Consider the following 20,710-nt stretch of genomic DNA (forward strand, 5'->3'; position numbering starts at 1 on the left):
ATCCACGGACACCACCATGCCTTTCGTTGTCACCGAAAACTGCATCAAGTGCAAGCACACCGACTGTGTGGAAGTGTGTCCGGTGGATTGTTTCCACGAAGGCCCGAATTTTCTGGTGATCGACCCCGACGAATGCATTGATTGCACGCTGTGTGAGCCGGAATGCCCCGTTGGCGCGATCTATCCCGAAGAAGACGTGCCCGCAGGCCAAGAGCTGTTCGTTGCGCTCAATGCTGAGCTGGCGAAGGAATGGCCGGTACTGACGGTGCGCAAAGACCCACCGCCAGATCATGCGGACTGGGATGGCAAGCCCAATAAGCTACCGTTGCTGGAGCGCTGATCAGAGCGCGCCATCGATACAAAAAAGGCACCTCCCGGCGCCTTTTTTGTGAGCTCCGAGCCGCAAACAACTTACGGGGCAATGACCGCCTTCAGTGCGGCAATCAGCTTGCCGGCAGCATCACCCGAAGGCGGCAGGCCGCGCGGATCCACCGCCGCCACATACAGCTTGTCACCGGCCTTGGTGACCCGCACCAGGAACTTGCTGTCCAGATAATCAACATCGTAGGTGCCCAGAATCTCGGCTTTGCTGGCGATGCGCACACCGCTGGTGGCGGCCAACACTTCGCCTACCTTGGCGAACACGGCATCGCGCTCACCGGCAACCGCAAAACCAGTGGGGTTGGCCACGGGCTGCGCTGTGGCGCTGGCGGTAGTGCCGGGTGTGACGTTAGGCAGCGCCATGGCACGTTCCGCCGACGGCTTATCCAGACCTGGCGGCACTTCCAACGGCCGTAGTTCCGCACTTTGGGTGTACAGGTCATTTTTTTTCTTGAACCAGTGGCAACCGGACAAACTGGTCACCAGCAACACTGCAACCAACGGGGCGGCGGCCTTGGACATGCGGGAAGTACGGTGCATCTGGTTCTCCTGTCAGGCCGCGATGTTGCGGCTGCATTCTTCAAGTTGGGCAATGGTCGCATGCAGACGGTTAGCCTGCGCGACATGAGCAGATGATAGCGGTTGCAGCGGCAAACGCAGGCCGTGGCCGATGCCGTTCAGCGTCAGCAAGGCTTTGACCGGGATCGGATTCGATTCGAGCCCAAGAAAGTGATAAAGCTCGGCTAAACGGTCATCCAGCGCGCGTGCGCCAGCCGCATCGCCCGCCTGCGCCAGCGCGCATAAGCGCACAAAGCTGCCTGGCACCACGTTGGAGGCCACCGACACCACACCATCGGCCCCTGCCAGCATGGCGCGTAACGCAGTCGGGTCATCACCACTGAGCACGACAAAGCCGTCACGCCGCAGCGGCAACAGGGCCTCCATGCGCTCCGCATCGGCGCGCGCTTCCTTGATCCCGATGATATTGGGATGCAGCGACAGCTCGCCGGTGGTTTCGGCTGTCATGTCACAGCCGGTGCGGCCGGGCACGTTATACAGCAGAACGGGAAGCCCACCTCCGTCCGCTACCGCCCGAAAATGCGCCAGTAATCCAGCCTGGCTGGGCCGCACATACGGCGGCACCACCACCAAGGCGGCATCCGCCCCAAGTGCCGCCACACGCTGATTGAAGCGAATGGTTTTGGCGGTGCTGGACTGCCCGGTGCCGGCCAACACCGGCAGACGACCGGCGCAATAGGTCACTGCACTGCGCAACAACGCATCGTATTCGTCATCGAACAAAGTCGCCGCTTCACCGGTCGAACCTGCCACCACAATGGCGTGGGTGCCGGCGTCCAGTTGCGCCTGCAATAATCGTTCCCATGCGGGAAAATCAATGTCACCGGCCACCGTGAACGGGGTCGCCAGCGCGGTAATGCTGCCGGTAAGTTGCAAAGGACTGACTCGACTTGGGGCGCAACGGAGCCGCTACGCGTGTGGGGGGAAGCACGATTAACTGGATGATCTTACTTGCGGCTGTAAACCGCCGGCAAGTATGCTGGCCGCCATGCCCTCATGTGCTGACGGCATTTTCCTTGAATTTTCCGGAATATCGCTTTGAGCAAAACTGCCGCCCGGCCCGCCCCGCAAGAAAACCACCTGTTGATCACGGCGTACACCACGCATCCGCAGACCCCGCTATTGGCGGTAACGCGCCGTATTGCCGATTCCGGCTGCAACTTGGTGGATACCCGGCTGGCCACAGTGGGGCGCGATGTCTCGGTCACCGCACTGGTAATCGGCTCGTGGGATGCGGTGGCAAAGCTCGAGACCATGCTGACCAAGCTGGAGCGCGAGGAGGGCCTGAAATTGATGTGGTATCGCACCGGCCCCAAGCCGATGCAGTCCAATCTGCTGCCGTATGTGGTGGAAGTGATCGCCGCCGACAAGCCCGGCATCCTGTTCCAATTGGCCGACTTCTTCGACCACCAGGGCATCACCATCGAAAGCCTGAACTGCGCCCGCTACCGCGCAATGCAGACCGGTGCCGACATGTTTTCGGCCCAGCTCACCATCGGTATTCCGGCGGAAACGCATATTGCTTCACTGCGCGATGATTTTCTTGAGTTCTGCGATCACTTAAACCTTGACGCGATCATGGATCCCATGAAGTATTGAGGTCGATGATCACCATCGGCGACCGTATCCCCAACTTGCCGCTGACACTGTCCAGCGGCTCCCACGCCACGTTGGCCGAATACGCTGGCCACTGGTTGGTGTTGTATTTCTACCCGAAAGACGCCACCCCCGGCTGCACCACCGAGGGGTTGGACTTCAATGCCCTGCTGCCCGAGTTCAAGCGCGCAGGCGCCAAGGTGTTGGGGGTGTCGAAGGATTCGCTCAAATCGCATCAGAATTTCTGCACCAGGCAGGGCTTCGCGTTCGAGCTGGTCAGCGATAGCGATGGTGCGCTGTGCGATGCCTTCGGCGTGGTGCAGTTGAAGAAGCTGTATGGCCGTGAATACATGGGCATCGTGCGCAGCACCTTTCTGATCGACCCTGCCGGTGTCATCCGCCAGCAATGGCAGCCGGTGAAAATCGCCGGTCATGCGCAAGCCGTGCTTGACGCACTGAAGGCCGAACAAACCAAGTGATCACCCCTGTTTTCATCCCTCGTCACTGCCCCGCAAAGCGGGACGCGGTGAGCCACTGTTTATTGCCCGCAGGAGCCCACGCATGACCCATGGCAAGCGCATCTATGTGCTCGACACCAATGTGCTGATGCATGACCCTACCGCACTGTTCAAGTTCGAGGAACACGATGTCTATCTGCCAATGCAGGTGATGGAGGAGCTGGATAACGGCAAGAAGGGCACCAGCGAAGCCAGCCGCAACGCGCGCCAAGTCAGCCGCTTCCTCAACGAATTGATCGAAGCCCACGGCAGCACCGATGTCAGCCAAGGCATCGCACTGGCACGCCCGCAAGGCCTGCAATTGCGCGGCGCGGCCAGCGCCGGCCGGCTGCTGTTCCAAACCAGTGATTTCAATGCCGGCAAGCGTTTTGGCACGGTGATCCCGGACAACAATATCCTCGGCGCGATCCTGGTGTTGAAGGAGTCCGACCCCGGCGCACCGGTGGTGTTCGTGTCCAAGGACATCAATCTGCGGATCAAAGCCTCGATTGCCGGCATCGTCAGCGAAGATTACGAAAACGACCGGGCGCTGGATGATTTCAGCCTGCTCTACACCGGCGCCACCGTGCTGCCCGAAGACTTCTGGCAGCGCCACGGCAAAGAACTGAAATCGTGGACCGACAAGGGCCGCACCTACTACGAAATCGCCCGCAGCGAAGAAGATGACTGGCATCCCAACCAGTTCGTGTACCTGCCCGGCGATGAACAGTCTGAGATGAAAGTCACCAAGGTGGATGGCGACAACGTGGTCTTGCAGATCGTCGATGATTTCCGCCACAGCCAGCATTCGGTGTGGGGCATCGTGGCGCGCAACCGCGAACAGAATTTTGCGCTGAACGCATTGATGGACCCGGAGATTGATTTTGTCAGCCTGCTGGGTACCGCCGGCACCGGCAAGACGCTGTTGGCGCTGGCCGCAGGTCTTGCGCAAACCATGGACCAGCAACGCTATCGCGAAATCATCATGACCCGTGCCACCGTCAGCGTGGGCGAGGACATCGGCTTTTTGCCCGGCACCGAAGAAGAAAAAATGACCCCGTGGATGGGCGCGCTCACCGACAATCTGGAAGTGCTCACCCACAATCAGGAAGGCGGCAGTTGGGGGCGCGCCGCCACCAATGATCTGCTGGCATCGCGCATCAAGATCCGCTCGATGAACTTCATGCGTGGGCGCACTTTTCTTTCGCGTTATCTGATTTTGGACGAGGCGCAAAACCTCACCCCCAAACAGATGAAGACGCTGGTGACCCGCGCCGGCCCCGGCACCAAGATCGTGTGTTTGGGCAACGTCGAACAGATCGACACGCCCTACCTCACCGAAACCACCTCGGGCCTGACTTACGCGGTGGACCGCTTCAAGCACTGGGCGCACAGCGCACACGTCACGCTGCGGCGCGGTGAACGCTCGCGGTTGGCCGATTACGCCTCCGAGGTGCTGTAGCCGGCACCCCGCGCTGCGTGCACGTGGCGCAGCGCGGTGGCGAGGTCGCCGAAATAGACGGCGGGTCCGTCGCGGCGGACGATCTCCGCACGCACCAGCTTGCGCAATACGCGCAGGTTGGCGCCACTCAGCAGCACCTGCACGCCGCGGCGACGCAAATTCTCGATGGTCGATTCCAGCCGCTTGAGGCCGGTAGCATCCACCAGCGGCACCCGCTCCAACCGCAGCAGCACCCAGCGCGGCGGCTCCCGCGACCACGCCAGCGCGCGCTCCAGCGAATCGACCGAGCCGAAGAAGAACGGCCCCTCGATGGCATACACCAGCACGTCCTTCGGCAGCGCCTCCAGCCCGGCCTCGGCCAGCTCGTGGCGCAGGTTGGCCTGGCCGTGTTCCACCACCGCCACCGACGCGCTCATCCGCCGCAGAAACTGGAACATCGCCAGAATCACGCCGATGTTCACCGCCACCACCAGATCCGTGACGATGGTGAGGGTGAAGGTGATCAGCAGGATCGCGACATCCGCGCGCGGCGCCTGCCGGACCATGCGCAGGAAGCGGCGCGCCTCGCTCATGTTCCACGCCACCAGAAACAGGATCGCGGCCAGCGCCGCCAACGGCACCTTGCCGGCATAGGGTGCCAGCACCAGCAGGATCAGCAGCAGGGTGATGCCGTGGACCACGCCGGCCAGCGGCGAGGTGCCGCCGTTCTTGATGTTGGTGGCGGTGCGGGCGATCGCACCGGTGGCGGCGATGCCGCCGAACAGCGGTGACAGGATGTTGGCCACGCCCTGCCCGATCAGCTCCTGGTTGGAATCATGGCGGGTACCGGCCATGCCGTCGGCGACCACCGCCGACAGCAGCGACTCGATCGCCCCGAGCATGGCGATGGTAAAGGCCGACGGCAGCAGCTCCACCAGCCGGTCGAAGCCCGCCGCGGGCAACTGCAGCGCCGGCAGCGCACGCGGGATCGCGCCGAAGGTGGACTCGATGGTGGCCACGCCCTGCAGGTTGAAGCCCATCACCACGGCGGTGGCCACGACCATCGCCAGCAGCGGCCCGGGCACGCGCGTCAACCCGGGAATGCGCGAGCCCCAGACCGCCAGCGCAAGGCTGAGCAGGGCCAGCAGGGAAGTCGCCGGATGCAGGTGGTCGAACGACTGCAGCAGATGCCAGGTCTTCAGGTAGAACGGTCCGTTGCCGGGTGCCGGCAGGCCGAAGAAGTACTGCCACTGGCCGACCCAGATGATCACCGCGATGCCGGCGGTGAAACCGACGATCACCGGGTCGGGGATGAACCGGATCACCGCACCCAGCCGCGCCAGCCCCATCGCCACCAGGATCACCCCGGCCATCAGGGTCGCCAGCAGCAGCCCGCTGACCCCGAACTTCGCCACCACTCCGGCCAGAATCACGATGAACGCGCCGGTCGGCCCGGCGATCTGGATGCGTGACCCACCAAACAGCGATACCGTGATGCCGGCGATGATCGCCGTGTACAGCCCCTGCTCCGGCTTGACTCCGGACGCAATGGCGAACGCCATCGCCAGCGGCAGCGCCACTACCCCGACGATTACCCCGGCGGTAATGTTGGGCAGCCAGTGGGCACGGCGCAACAATCCGGCGCGCGCGGCTTCGACCAGCGCGATCATGCCGCCGCCTCCGCCTTGAAGCGCACACCGCGGCCGCCACCGCTGCTGGCGGCGCGCTCGCCGATCAGCTCGATCCCCGCAACGTCCAGCGCGGCCACCACCTTGACCAGCGAATCGACCACGCCGCGCACCTGCCCCTGGCTGAGTTCCATGCGCTGGATGGTGGGCAGGGATAGCCCGGCCATCTGTGCCAGCGCCTTCTGGTCGATGCCAAGCAGCGCACGTGCGGCGCGCATCTGGGCTGAAGTGATCACGGCTCTGCTCCGTCCTGATGGGGTGGGATATAAAACAATATAAATGATGTTTATAACATCAATATGCTTGTATTTTACCCCTACTCGCGGCAGGAATCCTGCTATCACCATCACGAAAAAAAACCCACCACAGCCACCGGTACGGGGGCATGGGGCGGGGTCATCGTGGAGCGCTGCCGCAGTAGCGGCGACCGTTGCCAGTCAATGCGCGGCGAACGTCAGGCGCGTGCAAATACCAGCGCGGCATTGGTGCCGCCAAAGCCGAAGCTGTTGGACATCACCACGTCGAGCTTGGCATCGCGGCTTTCGCGCACGATCGGGAAGCCCTCGGCACCGGAATCGAGCTGGTCGATATTGGCGGAGCCGGCGATGAAGCCGTCGCGCAGCATCAGCAGGCTGTAAATCGCTTCGTGCACGCTGGCCGCGCCGAGCGAGTGGCCGGAAAGTGCTTTGGTCGACGAAATCGGCGGTACCGCATTACCGAATACTTCGCGCACGGCTTTCAGCTCGACGATGTCGCCCAGTGGCGTGGAGGTGCCGTGGGTGTTGAGGTAATCCACCGGGCGATTTACACCTTCCAGCGCCATCTGCATGCAGCGCACCGCGCCTTCACCGCTGGGGGCGACCATGTCGGCGCCGTCCGAGGTGACGCCGTAGCCGACCAATTCGGCCAGGATGCTGGCACCGCGCGCGACCGCGTGATCCCACGCTTCCAATACCAGCATGCCGCCGCCGCTGCCGATGACGAAGCCATCGCGGGCCACGTCATACGGGCGCGAGGCGTGCTCCGGTGCGTCGTTGCGGCCGGACGACAACGCACCCATCGCATCGAACATTACCGTCATCGTCCAGTCCAAATCTTCGCCGCCACCGGCAAACATGATGTCTTGCGCACCGTGGCGGATCAGGTCGGCCGCAGCGCCAATGCAATGTGCGGACGTTGCGCAGGCGGCGCTGATCGAATAACTCAGGCCTTTGATTTTGAATGCCGTGGCAAGATTGGCCGACACCGTGGAGCACATCGTGCGCGGCACCATGTACGGGCCGACCTTGCGCACGCCACGCTCGCGCAGGATATCGGCAGTTTCCACTTGCCAGCGGCTGGAACCACCGCCGGAGCCGGCAATCAGGCCGGTGCGCGGGTGACTGACCAGGTCTTCACTCAGGTCGGCTTGGGCGATGGCATCACGCATGGCCACATAGCTGTACGCCGCCGCATCGCTCATGAAGCGTTTGAGTTTGCGGTCGATAACCGCATCCAAATCCAACTCGACCGCGCCACCGACTTGGCTACGCAGACCGCGTTCCACCGAATCTTGCAGTGTGCGGATGCCGGAACGGCCCTCGCGCAGTGAACGCGAGACGGTATCCAGATCATTGCCGAGGCAGGAGGTGATGCCCATTCCGGTAATCGCAATACGCCGCATGTCAGGTACCCTCCGTCGCGTTGAACAGCCCTACGCGCAAATCCTTGGCCACGTAAATTTCCTGGCCATCGACCAAGGTACGTGCATCGGCCTGCGCCATCACCAACTTGCGGTTGATCACGCGGGTGACGTCGATTTCGTAGGTGACCACTTTGGCCGTGGGCAGTACTTGTCCACTGAACTTCACTTCACCACAGCCCAAGGCACGGCCACGCCCGGGGGCACCCAGCCAAGTGAGATAGAAGCCCACCAATTGCCACATGGCATCCAACCCCAAGCAGCCGGGCATCACCGGGTCGCCAAGGAAATGGCACTGGAAGAACCAAAGATCCGGGTGGATGTCGAGTTCAGCCCGCACAAAGCCCTTGCCGTGGCTGCCGCCGTTGTCATTGATCTCGACAATACGGTCAAACATCAGCATCGGGTCGGACGGCAAACGTGCGGTGCTGTTGGGGAACAACTCACCGCGAGCGCTGGCGAGCAACTGCTCGCGGGTAAATGATGAAGCACGGGTCATGGACTGGCCCAGCAGGAAATAGGAGAGTGTAAACGCAGCCCCCAGACCATACCTAGAGGTATTGCTCGGCTGCCATCCAAATAACGAAGTGTTTACGGTTTGTCCGGGTAAAACAAAAACGGATATCAAATGGAAACCATTGAATACGTGTGCACTGCAACATTCGGCCTGAAACCGTATTAAGCTCGAAGCACTTCACATTTTCCGGAACGCTTCCGTGACGCAAGCCACGCCCGCCTCACTGTTGACCATTTTTGGTGCCACCGGCGATCTCTCCCGCCGCATGTTGCTGCCTTCGCTGTATAGCTTGCAAGCCGAACGCTTGCTGCCCGATGACATGCGCATTTTGGGCACCGCGCGCAGTGATCTGGATCGTGAAGGCTTTACCCAATTAGTGGCCGACAGCATCCGGGATCGCATCCCCGCGACTGAACACAATGAGGCTGCCCTGCGCGGCCTGCTGGAGCGTCTGGATTACTGCGCGGCCAGTGCCGATGACGATGCCTCGATGGCGGCGTTGGCAACCCGAGTAAACACCCTGCGCAACGGCGATGTGCTCTATCACATGAGCACCGCGCCGAAGTTCTATGGTCCGGCCTGCCAGGCACTGGCCGCGCACGGAGCCGCGGGCGCAGGCACCCGGGTGATGCTGGAAAAACCGATCGGCAAGGATTTGGCCAGCGCCATCGCCATCAACGATGCCGTGGCCAAGGCGTTTGATGAGGAGCGCATCTTTCGCACCGACCATTACCTTGGCAAGGAAGGCGTGCAGAACCTCATTGCGCTGCGCTTCGGCAATTCCCTGTTCGAACCGCTGTGGAGCGCGCGGCATATCGAACAAGTGCAGATCACGGTGGGTGAAACCGTGGGCGTGGAAGGCCGCGGCGACTACTACGACGAATCGGGCGCCGTGCGCGACATGCTGCAAAACCATCTGCTGCAACTACTCTGCCTGGTGGCGATGGAGCCCCCTGCACGCTTTGACCCCACGGCGGTGCGCAACGAAAAGATCAAGGTGCTGCGCTCATTGCGCACGATTGATGGCCGCAACGTGGCCACCGAATCGGTGATCGGCCAGTACACCGGCGGCGCCAGTGAAGGCAAAGTGGTGCCCGGCTATGCCGAAGAATTGGGCCGCGCCAGCCGCACCGAAACCTTCGTTGCCCTGCGTGCGCACGTGGACAATTGGCGCTGGTCGGGCGTGCCGTTTTATCTGCGCACCGGCAAGCGCCTGCCCTCGCGCAGCACCGAAATCTACATCCAGTTTCGCAAGGTGCCGTATTCGATTTTTGGCGGCCCGGCTGGTGCCGATATGCAGCCCAATGGCTTGCTGATCAAGCTGCAACCGGAAGAGCGTATTGAGCTGGATTTGATGAGCAAGACCCCGGGACTGGATCGCAATGGCTTGCGCCTGTCGCAAGTCGCACTGGATCTGGATATGCACGAAGAATTCTCCAACGCCCGCAAGCGCATCGCTTACGAACGCCTGTATCTGGATGCCATCGAAGGCAACGGCACCTTGTTTGTGCGACGCGACGAAACCGAAGCCGCGTGGCAGTGGGTGGATGCCATTGCCAGCGGTTGGCGCGAGGCCGGCATGGTACCCAAGCCCTACCCGGCCGGCACATGGGGGCCCAGTGCCACGGTGTCACTGGTGGACCGGCTTGGTCACGGCTGGCGCGAATAAGGGCAGCACGATGGCGTGGATTGAGCATGAGTACCCTGATCCGCAGGCCCTGGTGGCCGGTGTGTCAGCCGTGTTTGAAGCCACCTGCCGCAGCGCAATCGCTGCGCACGGGTCTGCGTTGCTGTGCTTGGCCGGCGGTCGCACACCGCTACCGATCTATGCGCATCTGGCGCATGCCAGGCTGCGCGGCACACTCACCGCCATTCCCGGCGATGAACGCTGCGTGCCACACACGCACGCAGCCTGCAATCTGCGCAATCTGCGCGAGGCGTTCGCCACCGATGCGTCACTCCAAGTGCAGCCACTCACCACCACCGATGGCGATGTGGATGCCTCACTCGGACTGGCACGCACATGGCTGGCTGCACATCCGCAAGACTTCGATGCGGTCTTGTTGGGGATGGGCGGTGATGGCCACTTCGCCTCGTTGTTCCCGGGCGCAGCGAATGTGACCGATGGCTTGGCACTGGACAGCGGCATGGACGCCATCGCCACCACCCCGAATCCACTGCCCCCCGAAGCACCGTTTGCGCGCATCAGCCTGACCTTGCCGCGCCTGCTGCGCGCTGCTGCCATCCATTTAGTTGTCACCGGCGCAGACAAGCGCCGCGTGTTGCGTGAAGCGCAACAACAATCGCACAGCCCCTATCCCATCGCGGCGCTGCTGCACGGCAATGCCGCCACCCCCATCCACATCCACTGGAGCCCTTGAATGCCGACCGTTGCGCTGCATCCTGTCGTTGAACGTGTCACCGCCCGCATCACCGAACGCAGCCGGGTATTGCGCAACGACTATCTGGCACGCATGGATGCGGCACGCCAGGCCGGCCCGTATCGCTACAAACTGTCCTGCGGCAATCAAGCGCATGGATTTGCCGCCAGTGGCGATGACAAGCCGGCGCTGCGCTACGGCCAGGGCGGCAATTTGGGCATTGTGACGGCCTACAACGACATGCTGAGCGCGCATCAGCCGATGGAGCACTACCCCGCGTTGATCCGCATGGCGGCGCGCAACATGGGCGGCAGCGCGCAGGTGGCCGGCGGCGTGCCGGCGATGTGCGACGGTGTCACCCAGGGCCGCGCCGGAATGGAGTTGTCGCTGTTCTCGCGGGATGTGATTGCAATGGCCACCGCGGTCGCACTGTCGCATGACACGTTTGATGCCGCCTTGATGCTGGGCGTGTGCGACAAGATCGTGCCGGGGCTGTTGATCGGCGCGCTCAGTTTCGGCCATCTTCCAGTGATCTTCGTACCCGCAGGGCCGATGCCATCGGGCATCCCCAACAAGCAAAAAGCCGAGGTGCGCCAACGCTATGCGCTGGGGCAGGCATCGCAAGACGAATTGATGGACGCCGAAGCGGCGTCGTACCACGCACCCGGTACCTGCACCTTTTACGGCACCGCCAATTCCAATCAAATGTTGATGGAAGTAATGGGTCTGCATCTGCCCGGCACCGCTTTCGTCCCGCCGAATACGCCGCTGCGCAGCGCGCTGACCGTGGCTGCGGCCGAACAAGCCCTACGCAGCACCGCGCTGGGGGATGCGTATCGTCCGTTGGCGCACGTCGTGAGTGAAAAAGCCATCGTCAACGCGATGGTGGGCTTGGCGGCAACCGGCGGCTCCACCAACCACGCGCTGCACCTGGTCGCCGTGGCGCGTGCGGCCGGCATCGTGATGGATTGGGGTGACCTGGACGAGCTGTCGAAAGCCACACCGCTGCTGGCACGCGTGTACCCCAATGGGTCAGCTGATGTGAACCACTTCGAAGCCGCTGGTGGCATTGGCTTTGTGATCCGCGAACTGCTGGATGCCGGCCTGCTGCACGCAGATGTGCTCTGCGTGCACGGCGGCAACTTGCGCCAGCAAACGCAGCAACCTTATTTGGATGATCTGCAACTGTGCTGGCGCGATGCCCCCGCGCAATCGCAAGACAGCGAGATCGTGCGTGGAATGGCCAACCCGTTTGATAGCGAAGGCGGCTTGCGTTGCCTGCAAGGCAATTTGGGGCGCGCAATAGTGAAAGTTTCTGCGGTGGCGCTGCCATACCGCAAGCACGAAGCGCCGGTGCGTATCTTTGACTCACAGGATGCGCTGATTGCCGCATTCAAAGCCGGGCAATTGGACAAGAGCGAGCACTTCCACGGCGACTTCATTGCTGTCGTGCGCGGTCAAGGGCCGCGTGCCAATGGCATGCCCGAGTTGCACAAACTCACGCCCACACTGGCCGCATTGCAAGACCGTGGCCAGCGCGTGGCCCTGCTCACTGATGGCCGCATGTCCGGCGCATCGGGCAAGGTATTGGCAGCCATCCATGTGACGCCGGAAGCGGTGGCCGGCGGTGCATTGGCCAAGTTGCGCGAAGGCGATCTTGTGCGCATTGATGCCGAAGCCGGCACGATGGATGCGTTGGTGGATGCCGTCGAATGGGCCGCACGCAGCGCCGCGCCGTTGGATTCAAGCGGCAACCAATATGGCATGGGCCGTGAATTATTCGGCCTGATGCGCGGCCATGCCGGTTCGGCTGAACATGGCGCCAGCGCGCTGTTGGGTGCAGTTGAATGAGTACGTCCGCACTGGCACTGGTGGGCGATATTGGCGGCACCAATGCACGCTTTGCCTTGGTCGACTTGTCCGCACCCGGCATTGAACTGCGCGAATCCAAGTCATTGGCCAATGCCGATTTCGCCAGCCTGCAACACGCCATCGAACATTACCTAGCGGGCGTATCCGCGCAGCCGCGCCGCGCCGCACTGGCAGTGGCCTGCCCGGTGGGCAGCGATGAGATCCGCCTGACCAATCGTGCATGGTCGTTCTCACAGCGCGAGTTGCAAGCCACGCTGGGGCTTTCCGAATTGCGCATGCTCAACGACTTCGGCGCGGTGGCGTGGGCCATCCCCGCCCTGCAAGCCGATGACCTGGTGACCCTGCACGGCACCTTCGAAACCCCATTGCAAGGGCCCATCAGCGTGCTGGGTCCCGGCACCGGGCTGGGCGTGGCGCTGCTGGTGGGCTCACCGCAATGCGGCTGGCAGGTGGTGGAAACCGAAGGCGGGCATGTCGGGTTTGCCCCGATTGGTGATGAAGAGCGTGCCATTTCGGCATGGCTCACCGCACAGCACGGACGCACCTCCACCGAGCGCCTGTTATGCGGCAAAGGCTTGTCTGAAATTGATGCCGTGCTGCGCAGTGCAGGCGCTGAAACCAGCCTGGAAATGCCACCACTGCGTGACCCCGCCGACGTGGTGCAAACCGCGCTGGAAGGCCACGACATCCCCGCACGACAAGCATTGGCGCGATTCTGTGCGGTATTGGGCAGTGTTGCCGGCGACTGCGCCTTGATCCACGGCGCACGCAGCGTGGTGATTGCCGGCGGCATCATGCCGCGCTTCATTCCCTTCCTGCGCAGTAGCGCCTTCCGCGAACGCTTCCTTGCCAAGGGCCGCATGGCCGCCCTGTTGGAATCGGTGCCCATCCACGTCATCACCCATCCCCACCCCGGCCTGTTGGGTGCTGCTTGTGCGCTACGCGCCACGGAGTCCTGAAGCATGTTCGATACCATCCGTCACAACCAATTGGTCGATACCGTGTTTGCCCGCGCACCGGTGGTACCGGTGATTACGATTGAACACTTGGGCGATGCCCTGCCGCTGTGTCGGGCGTTGGCCGATAACGGCCTGCCGGTGCTGGAAGTGACCCTGCGCACCGCCTGCGCACTGGACGCGATTGCCCTGCTGGTGCGCGAATTGCCACAGGCCTGCGTCGGGGCTGGCACCGTATTGAATGCGCGTGATCTGGATGCCGTCAGCAAGGCCGGGGCTGCGTTTGCCATCTCCCCCGGGGTCACCGATACGCTTTACAACGCTGCCAAAGACTGCGCCACGCCACTGATTCCCGGGATTGCCACCGCCGGTGAATTGATGCGCGGACTGGAACACGGCTGGCAGCGTTTCAAATTCTTCCCCGCCGAAGCCAGCGGCGGCGTGGCCGCACTCAAGGGGTTTGCCGGCCCACTGCCGATGGCGCGCTTTTGCCCCACCGGCGGGATTGATATGCACAAGGCACCGTCGTATTTGGCGCTGCCCAATGTGGCCTGCGTGGGCGGCTCATGGATGCTGCCAAACGATGCCATCCAAGCGCGCGATTGGGCGCGGATTGGGCAGTTGGCGCAGGCGGCATCGCAACTGGCGCGATAACGCCGCAGGCGGTGTGCACGGCCGCGGGCAATCTGCCTCAGGCGGTGCGTGTCCCCGCATGCTCACGCGCATTGGCCAAGCGGGTGATGGCTGCGTTGTGTGCGATCAAGTCAGCGCATTCGGCGACAAAAATACCCATCTGGCCAACCTTGAATTCCACCCACGCCAGCGGCAATTCGGGCAGCAGCTTGACCAACGCACGCTCGGATTCACCCACTTCGCAGATCAGCAGCCCGTCTTCGGTCAGGTGCAGTGGGGCGTCGCGCAGAATCTTCAAGGCAAGGTCCAGGCCGTCGTCGCCGGCGCGCAGGCCCAGTTCGGGCTCGTGTGCGTATTCGCGCGGCAGGGCGTCGGTTTCGTCATTGGTGACATACGGTGGATTGGTGACGATCAAGTCGTAGCGTTGCCCACCCAGCCCGGCAAACAAATCAGACTTCACAAAGCGCACATTTTCAACCTGCAGGCGCTGCTCGTTTTCGCGTGACAGCGCCAGCGCATCGTCGCTGATGTCCACGCCGTCCACATGCCAGTCCGGGTTGTAGTGCGCCATCGCGATGGCAATACAGCCAGAGCCGGTGCACAGATCCAGTGCGCGGCGCACTTCGCGGTCGCCCAGCCACGGCTGAAAACCAGCTTCGATCAGTTCGGCAATCGGCGAACGCGGCACCAGCGCGCGCGGGTCAGATTTGAAGCTGAGGCCAGCAAACCAAGCCTCACCGGTCAGGTAGCAGGCGGGAATGCGCTCTTCAATGCGGCGCAGGAACAGCCCCAGCACATCCTCTTTCTCGGCTTCCGTTACCCGTGCATTGCCATACGCCGGTGGCAGATCGTGCGGCAGGTGCAACGCGTGCAAGGTGAGCTGAGTGGCTTCATCCAGTGCGTTGTCGTAGCTGTGACCGAAGGTCAACCCGGCCGCGTTGAAGCGGCTGGCGCCATAGCGGATCAGGTCGATGATGGTTTGCAATTCAAGGGACATGGCGGCCACGCGCGGACAAGACCGTTAATTATAGCGGGGGTGCGCAGGTATCATGGGGGCCCGACCGTTTCCGAAATCCCCATGGCCAAACGCCCTGCCCTGCTATTGAGTCTGGCCGCACTGGCGGCTGCCGTTGGCGTGTGGGCCGCACAACGGTATTTCCCGGCCACCCCAGCACAACCAATGCCTGCATTGCCCGCAACGCAGGCCATTACGCTATTCCCGACTCCCCGCGAAGTGCCGGCGTTTACGCTGCAACAGGCCGACGGCAAGCCGCTCGCAGCCACCCAACTGCAAGGCCACTGGACGCTGGTATTCCTTGGCTTCACCCATTGCCCGGACGTGTGCCCCACCACGTTGGCGCAATTGGCCGGCGCGCAGAAGCAATGGGCCACTCTGCCCGCAACCACGCGTCCGCGCCTGCTGTTTGTCTCCGCCGACCCCGAACGCGACACTCCGCAGCTGGTAGCGCAATACGCCCACGCCTTCCACCCGGACACCCTCGCCGCCACCGCGCCGCTGCCGCAGTTGCAAGCGTTTGCTCGCTCGCTGTCATTGGTGTTCATGAAAGTACCCGGTGCCAGCGGTGCCGCCGACGATTACAGCATCGACCATAGCGCCGCCTTGGTACTGCTGGATCCGCAGGTGCGGATGGCTGGCGTGGTGCAACCGCCGCTGGATGTGAAGGGCATTGCTGCCGACCTTGCCACGCTGACCAAGACCGTAAAATGACTCCACTGACCGCCCTGACCTACGTCCTGCCACATCGCCTGCTGTCGTCACTGGCACGCAAATTGGCGTATTCGACGAATCATTCGATCAAGCAATGGCTCATCGACACGGTCACCCGCAAGTTCGGTGTGGACCTGAGCGAAGCCGCGGAGCCCGACCCCACCGCGTACCCCAGCTTCAACGCCTTCTTCACCCGCGCGCTGAAGCCCGGTGCGCGCACGCCCGACGCCGACCCGCGCGCCCTGCTGATGCCGGCCGACGGCCATATCAGCCAGTGCGGCCCGATCGTGGACGGCCGCATCTTCCAGGCCAAGGGCCAGGGCTTCACCGCCGCCGAACTGCTGGGAAGCGAGGCCGATGCCGCACCCTTCCGCGCTGGCCTGTTTGCCACTGTCTATCTGTCACCACGCGACTACCACCGCGTGCATATGCCGTGGCGCGGCACCCTGCGTGAAACCGTGCACGTGCCGGGACGGCTGTTCTCGGTGGGTACCGCCGCCGTGGCCGGCGTGCCGCGCCTGTTCGCCCGCAACGAGCGCCTGGTCTGCCACTTCGACACCGACTTCGGCCCCATGGTGCAGGTGATGGTGGGCGCGCTGCTGGTCTCCGGCGTGGAAACCGTGTGGAGCGGCGTGGAAATCCCCGCCTACGGCGACGCCATCACCCGCAAGGACTATCGTGGCAAAGGCATCACGCTGGAGCGCTTCGCGGAAATGGCCCGCTTCAACTACGGCAGCACCGTCATCGTGCTGCTGCCCAAGGGCGTGGCCGCTCTGGAACCCTTGCTGGGTGCAGAAAGCCCGGTGCAATTGGGGCAGCGGTTGGGGCTGCGTGGCTAAGGCTGCCTGATACGGCACCGCTTAGAGACGCACCACCCAAGGCAGCACCGCCAACGCAATACCCAGCACAAACAGCAGCACCGCATTGCTCAGAAAATAAGGAATGACCATCAGCGCCACGCCGCTCACCAGCGGCAGCGGTGCCCGCTGTTTGCGCCCGTACAGCACGTAACCAACGCCAACCGCGCCAAACAGCACACCTGCCAACAGGATTGACGTGCTCATGTTGCCTCCATCTACGCCATCACGCCCAAGGAGTGCGCACACGCCATCACCATATTGATGAGACCGCGGGTCTGAGCTGACATCGCCATCACCTGCGCTTACCCGGCTTGGCGGGTTTGGCATCCTTTGCTTGCTTCATCTTTGGCTCAGGCATCAACGCGGCTGTTTCCAGCAGCAATTCACGCAAGCGGTCACCATCGTCCAGCAGTTCGTCGGCCACCGGGTAGTCTTTGGCACCGGGGTATGGCGGCGCTGTTGGTAGGTTGGCGGCCAAGTGCGTGACGGCATCGGAAGGCTTGATGAAAAGGCTGTTATCGCAGGCAAAGGCCACCACTTTCTCGTCCACGTACAGAGCGTATTCCCCGAACATGCGGCGGTGGGTCAGGCGGGCGCCCAAGCCTGCCTGCTCGTGCACATAGGCGATGAAATCGGTGTCGGTGGCCATGGCGTCATAGCATCCCAGTTTCAAGTTTCCTCAATCAACCCCATCACCGGACCCAGCAGGCTCAGCCCTTGCAGCCCTCCAGCTTCAAACTCTGCCCCGGCTTCAGCGCGTACCTGGGTTTCCTCAATTTGTTGGCCTGCGCCAAATCACCCAGATCGCAATCAAACTTGCGCACAATTTCACTCATGGTGTCGCCGCGCTTGACCTTGTAGTGCCTGGCTTTGACGGGCTTGGCGGGTTTGCGTTCCGGCACCGCCGCCGCTGCGGAAGGTGCAGGCGTGGCCACTGCCACTTGCGGGCTACCCGCAGGTGTGGGCTCGCCCACCCGCACTAATGCAGATTGCACATTGCTGGCCATCAGCTGCTTGGCCAAGGCCATGCGCTGGCCGTGTGCGCAGTTGAAACGGTACAGCCAGCTGATGCGGAACGTCGCGTTCAAGCTTGTTCCGGCCGGCAGCATGTCGTCTGCGGCCCAGCGCGGGTTGAGATTGCGCAGTGCACGCAGGTAGCCATCGCGCGAGCCCCAATTGCCCAGGCAAATCGTCAACTCATACAGCGATGCCGGCTGCGCCAAGGTAATCGTGGACGGGCGGCTACTGACGCTGGGCCAGCGGATGCCGTATTCCTTCGGATGCAAGAACAACCATGCTGCGGCAATCACCATCGGCACGTAGTCCTTGGTTTCAGCCGGGAACTGGTTGTACACATCGGGATCCCAGAAGCTGCGCCCGCCGGTATCACGAAACACCCGCAGGGCGCGGCCTTCGCCACCGTTGTAGCCAGCCAGTGAGAGTTCGATGCTGTTATTGAGCTGGGCCATGCGTTCGCTGAGATACTGCGCCGCCGCGTCGGCGGAGGCTTTGGGGTCGTAGCGGGTATCGAACCCACTGCCATCATTGCCCAGCCCAAAGCGCCGCCCGGTAGCCGGCATGAACTGCAGCGGCCCCACCGCGCCCGCGCGCGAGCCCACATGCACCTTGCCATTGGATTCCTTGGCCATGATCCCGAACAACAGCGCCTCCGGCAGGCCATGTTGCTTGAACGCCGGGGCCATCTGCGCCTGCATGTAGCGATAGTTTTCGTAGCTGTCCATCAATGATGGCCGCATGTCGGTCAACCAGCGTCGAATACCTGCCTGTACCGCGGGGTTGAACTGCACCATCTTGACGAAGCGCTGGCCATCCTCGCTGAGCAAGGACGCGGCATTGGCGGTATCGGGCACGTTGGCAGCAGTGAAATCGCGCTCATCCAACGGGTCTTCATCGGCAGCGGGCATGCCATCGTCAAACTGCGGGGTCGCTTTGAGCAGGCGCTCGTAGGTGGTCAGCATGGTGTCCACGGCGCAGCCGCGCTGCTTGGTGCACGCATCCACTACCGCTTTCATTTCCGCCAGCGCACTGGTGGTTGCGGTGGCCGCGGCGTCCTCGTCCTCGGCCAACATGGCATCGCGATAATGCTTTTCTGCCGCATCCATGCGCTGCTGCAATTGCACCACAGCGGCCGCATCCGCTTTTTTGGTATCGGCCGAGTGTGCCGGGGTGAACACTGCCGCCAACAGTGACAACGACAGCGCAACAACGAGGTGCTTCAAGCGAGGATTCATCAGACCAGCAACATGCAACACGGGGCAGCAGGTTAGCCGCCGCAGATAGGTGCCGCAACCTTCGCAGTCATCGTTCGCTCAGCATCGCTATAGAATCCAAGCTTGCCCCCACCCTGCGGATCACCATGAACCCTATCTTCGTTGGCAAGGCTGTCACCACCCCAAACAGCGGCAATGTCGTGTTGTTGCCGCAGTACGGCAACCGCCATGGCCTTGTGGCCGGCGCCACCGGTACCGGCAAGACTGTCACCTTGATGACGTTGGCGGAAGGCTTTTCGCGCTTGGGCGTGCCGGTGTTTCTGGCCGATGTGAAGGGCGACGTCGCAGGCTTGGCGATGCCCGGAAGCAGCAGCGAAAAATTGCAATCGCGCATTGCACAACTCGGCATCACCGACTACAAGAACGAAGCCGCACCCGTGGTGTTCTGGGACTTGTGGGGCAAGGCCGGGCACCCGGTGCGCACCACCGTGAGCGAAATGGGCCCCACGTTGCTGGGCCGCATCCTGGAACTCAATGACACCCAAAGCGGGGTGCTGGATATCTTGTTCAAACTGGCCGATGACCGTGGCTTGCTGCTGCTGGATCTGGCTGATTTCCGCGCCCTGCTGAATTTGATTGCCGAAGAACGCCAGGACATCAGCACCTCGTATGGCCTGGTCAGCACGCAATCCATCGGCGCCATTCAGCGTGCGCTGCTGCGCTTGGAACAAGAAGGCGCGCAAATGTTCTTTGGCGAGCCGGCGCTGGAACTGGCCGACATCATGCGGGTCAATTACGACGGTCGCGGCGTGGTCAATATTCTGGCTGCCGATCAATTGATCCTGAAGCCCAAGCTGTATTCCAGCTTCCTGCTGTGGCTGCTGTCGGAACTGTTTGAAACCCTGCCGGAAGTGGGTGACCTGGATAAGCCCAAGCTGGTGTTTGTGTTCGATGAGGCGCATTTGCTGTTCAACGATGCCCCACCCGCACTGCAGCAGCGCATCGAACAAGTGGTCCGGTTGATTCGCTCCAAAGGCGTGGGCGTGTATTTCTGCTCGCAATTTCCGGATGACATCCCCGCCAATGTCCTGGGTCAGCTGGGCAACCGCGTTCAACACGCCTTGCGTGCGTTTACCCCGCGTGATCAGAAGGCCGTGAAAACCGCCGCTGAAACCTTTGTCAGCAACCCCGATCTGGATGTTGCCAACACCATTGGCCAACTGGGTGTGGGCGAGGCCCTCACTTCGATGTTGATGGACAAGGGTGTGCCAATGCCGGTCGAGAAAACCTTGATCGCCCCCCCGCGCTGCCGGATGGGTGCAATTACCGATGCCGAACGTGCGCAAGTGCGCGCAGGCAGCCCGGTGGGTGGCAAGTACGACACCTTGATCGACCGCGAATCCGCCTCGGAATTGCTGGCCAGGAAAGCCCAGGCCAAGGCCGAACAAGCACAAGCCCCGCAAGCGCAGACCCGCGAACAGGACCAGGCCAGTGCCAGCCACGGCTTTGGCGATGCAGTGAAAGATGCGCTGTTTGGCACCAACCGCCGGCAGGGCATGATCGAGTCCATGGCCAAGCAAACCGCCCGCACCGTGGGCAGCCAAGTAGGCCGGCAGATCATGCGCGGGCTGCTGGGCGGCATTTTTGGCGGCAAGCGCTGACCCCGCT

Annotated in this window: 22 protein-coding genes; 12 read left to right on the forward strand and 10 right to left on the reverse strand. The window is 62.6% G+C overall.

The features are described 5' to 3' along the window. Window positions 1-16 precede the first annotated feature (16 nt). Window positions 17-340, forward strand: coding sequence for a ferredoxin FdxA (fdxA, locus tag QWB57_RS11605; RefSeq protein WP_223626692.1), 324 nt, complete (start codon window positions 17-19; stop codon window positions 338-340). A 71-nt stretch (window positions 341-411) separates the two neighbouring features. On the opposite strand, the gene QWB57_RS11610 is transcribed toward fdxA, so the two are convergent. Both QWB57_RS11610 and dapA read right to left on the reverse strand, forming a co-directional pair. After that, on the reverse strand, window positions 412-921 hold the full coding sequence (locus QWB57_RS11610; RefSeq protein WP_223626690.1) for a hypothetical protein: 510 nt from the start codon (window positions 919-921) through the stop codon (window positions 412-414). A gap of 12 nt (window positions 922-933) precedes the next feature. Next, window positions 934-1,836, reverse strand: coding sequence for a 4-hydroxy-tetrahydrodipicolinate synthase (dapA, locus tag QWB57_RS11615; protein WP_223626688.1), 903 nt, complete (start codon window positions 1,834-1,836; stop codon window positions 934-936). A gap of 162 nt (window positions 1,837-1,998) precedes the next feature. On the opposite strand from dapA, the gene QWB57_RS11620 reads away from it, so the two are divergent. From QWB57_RS11620 to QWB57_RS11630, 3 genes are all read left to right on the forward strand, one after another. After that, the gene (locus QWB57_RS11620; RefSeq protein ID WP_223626685.1) at window positions 1,999-2,559 is read left to right on the forward strand and encodes a glycine cleavage system protein R; all 561 of its coding nucleotides are present in this window, start codon (window positions 1,999-2,001) and stop codon (window positions 2,557-2,559) included. Window positions 2,560-2,564: 5 nt separating this feature from the next. After that, complete coding sequence (locus tag QWB57_RS11625; protein WP_223626683.1) at window positions 2,565-3,035, forward strand: peroxiredoxin; 471 nt, start codon at window positions 2,565-2,567, stop codon at window positions 3,033-3,035. Between the two features lie 82 nt (window positions 3,036-3,117). After that, window positions 3,118-4,515, forward strand: a complete 1,398-nt coding sequence (locus tag QWB57_RS11630; protein WP_223626682.1) for a PhoH family protein — start codon at window positions 3,118-3,120, stop codon at window positions 4,513-4,515. On the opposite strand, the gene QWB57_RS11635 is transcribed toward QWB57_RS11630, so the two are convergent. The 4 genes from QWB57_RS11635 to fabA form a co-directional block, all read right to left on the reverse strand. After that, a complete protein-coding gene (locus QWB57_RS11635; protein ID WP_223626679.1) occupies window positions 4,494-6,164 on the reverse strand; it encodes a SulP family inorganic anion transporter in 1,671 nt (556 codons plus the stop codon). The genes QWB57_RS11630 and QWB57_RS11635 overlap by 22 nt on opposite strands. Beyond that, window positions 6,161-6,418: a helix-turn-helix transcriptional regulator gene (locus QWB57_RS11640; protein ID WP_223626676.1), complete on the reverse strand. Its 258-nt coding sequence runs from the start codon at window positions 6,416-6,418 to the stop codon at window positions 6,161-6,163. The genes QWB57_RS11635 and QWB57_RS11640 overlap by 4 nt, the downstream gene beginning before the upstream one ends. 218 nt (window positions 6,419-6,636) lie before the next feature. Further along, on the reverse strand, window positions 6,637-7,845 hold the full coding sequence (gene fabB, locus QWB57_RS11645; protein WP_223626674.1) for a beta-ketoacyl-ACP synthase I: 1,209 nt from the start codon (window positions 7,843-7,845) through the stop codon (window positions 6,637-6,639). 1 nt (window position 7,846) lies between these two features. Then, window positions 7,847-8,362, reverse strand: coding sequence for a 3-hydroxyacyl-[acyl-carrier-protein] dehydratase FabA (gene fabA, locus QWB57_RS11650; RefSeq protein ID WP_223626671.1), 516 nt, complete (start codon window positions 8,360-8,362; stop codon window positions 7,847-7,849). A gap of 217 nt (window positions 8,363-8,579) precedes the next feature. On the opposite strand from fabA, the gene zwf reads away from it, so the two are divergent. From zwf to QWB57_RS11675, 5 genes are read left to right on the forward strand one after another with little or no spacing between them, the layout of a single operon-like run. Further along, window positions 8,580-10,049 (forward strand): glucose-6-phosphate dehydrogenase, encoded by a 1,470-nt coding sequence (gene zwf, locus QWB57_RS11655; RefSeq protein WP_223626669.1) that lies wholly within the window; start codon window positions 8,580-8,582, stop codon window positions 10,047-10,049. A gap of 10 nt (window positions 10,050-10,059) precedes the next feature. After that, window positions 10,060-10,761, forward strand: a complete 702-nt coding sequence (gene pgl, locus QWB57_RS11660; RefSeq protein WP_223626667.1) for a 6-phosphogluconolactonase — start codon at window positions 10,060-10,062, stop codon at window positions 10,759-10,761. Further along, window positions 10,762-12,612, forward strand: a complete 1,851-nt coding sequence (gene edd, locus QWB57_RS11665) for a phosphogluconate dehydratase (protein ID WP_288969657.1) — start codon at window positions 10,762-10,764, stop codon at window positions 12,610-12,612. After that, a complete protein-coding gene (gene glk / locus QWB57_RS11670; protein WP_223626662.1) occupies window positions 12,609-13,592 on the forward strand; it encodes a glucokinase in 984 nt (327 codons plus the stop codon). The genes edd and glk overlap by 4 nt, the downstream gene beginning before the upstream one ends. A 3-nt stretch (window positions 13,593-13,595) precedes the next feature. Next, entirely contained in the window at window positions 13,596-14,243 is a 648-nt protein-coding gene (locus tag QWB57_RS11675) for a bifunctional 4-hydroxy-2-oxoglutarate aldolase/2-dehydro-3-deoxy-phosphogluconate aldolase (RefSeq protein ID WP_223626660.1), read from the forward strand. Between the two features lie 37 nt (window positions 14,244-14,280). On the opposite strand, the gene prmB is transcribed toward QWB57_RS11675, so the two are convergent. Continuing rightward, window positions 14,281-15,219 carry a 50S ribosomal protein L3 N(5)-glutamine methyltransferase gene (gene prmB, locus QWB57_RS11680; protein ID WP_223626657.1) on the reverse strand — a complete coding sequence of 313 codons (939 nt, stop codon included), beginning with the start codon at window positions 15,217-15,219 and terminating at the stop codon, window positions 14,281-14,283. 81 nt (window positions 15,220-15,300) lie between these two features. On the opposite strand from prmB, the gene QWB57_RS11685 reads away from it, so the two are divergent. After that, complete coding sequence (locus QWB57_RS11685; RefSeq protein WP_223626655.1) at window positions 15,301-15,951, forward strand: SCO family protein; 651 nt, start codon at window positions 15,301-15,303, stop codon at window positions 15,949-15,951. After that, window positions 15,948-16,790 (forward strand): archaetidylserine decarboxylase, encoded by an 843-nt coding sequence (gene asd / locus QWB57_RS11690; RefSeq protein WP_288969660.1) that lies wholly within the window; start codon window positions 15,948-15,950, stop codon window positions 16,788-16,790. The genes QWB57_RS11685 and asd overlap by 4 nt, the downstream gene beginning before the upstream one ends. Before the next feature lie 21 nt (window positions 16,791-16,811). Here asd and QWB57_RS11695 read toward each other — a convergent pair whose 3' ends face one another. The 3 genes from QWB57_RS11695 to QWB57_RS11705 all read right to left on the reverse strand — a co-directional run bounded on the left by QWB57_RS11695 (window position 16,812) and on the right by QWB57_RS11705 (window position 19,063). After that, window positions 16,812-17,015, reverse strand: coding sequence for a hypothetical protein (locus QWB57_RS11695; RefSeq protein WP_223626651.1), 204 nt, complete (start codon window positions 17,013-17,015; stop codon window positions 16,812-16,814). 88 nt (window positions 17,016-17,103) lie between these two features. Beyond that, the gene (locus QWB57_RS11700) at window positions 17,104-17,460 is read right to left on the reverse strand and encodes a TfoX/Sxy family protein (RefSeq protein WP_288969661.1); all 357 of its coding nucleotides are present in this window, start codon (window positions 17,458-17,460) and stop codon (window positions 17,104-17,106) included. A 61-nt stretch (window positions 17,461-17,521) separates the two neighbouring features. Continuing rightward, window positions 17,522-19,063, reverse strand: coding sequence for a transglycosylase SLT domain-containing protein (locus tag QWB57_RS11705; protein WP_288969663.1), 1,542 nt, complete (start codon window positions 19,061-19,063; stop codon window positions 17,522-17,524). Between the two features lie 125 nt (window positions 19,064-19,188). Between QWB57_RS11705 and QWB57_RS11710 the strand changes: the two genes are divergently transcribed. Beyond that, window positions 19,189-20,703: a helicase HerA-like domain-containing protein gene (locus tag QWB57_RS11710; RefSeq protein ID WP_223626645.1), complete on the forward strand. Its 1,515-nt coding sequence runs from the start codon at window positions 19,189-19,191 to the stop codon at window positions 20,701-20,703. The last annotated feature ends 7 nt before the right edge of the window (window positions 20,704-20,710 follow it).

The sequence above is a fragment of the uncultured Thermomonas sp. genome, from assembly GCF_937872235.1.
GTDB lineage: Bacteria > Pseudomonadota > Gammaproteobacteria > Xanthomonadales > Xanthomonadaceae > Thermomonas > Thermomonas beijingensis.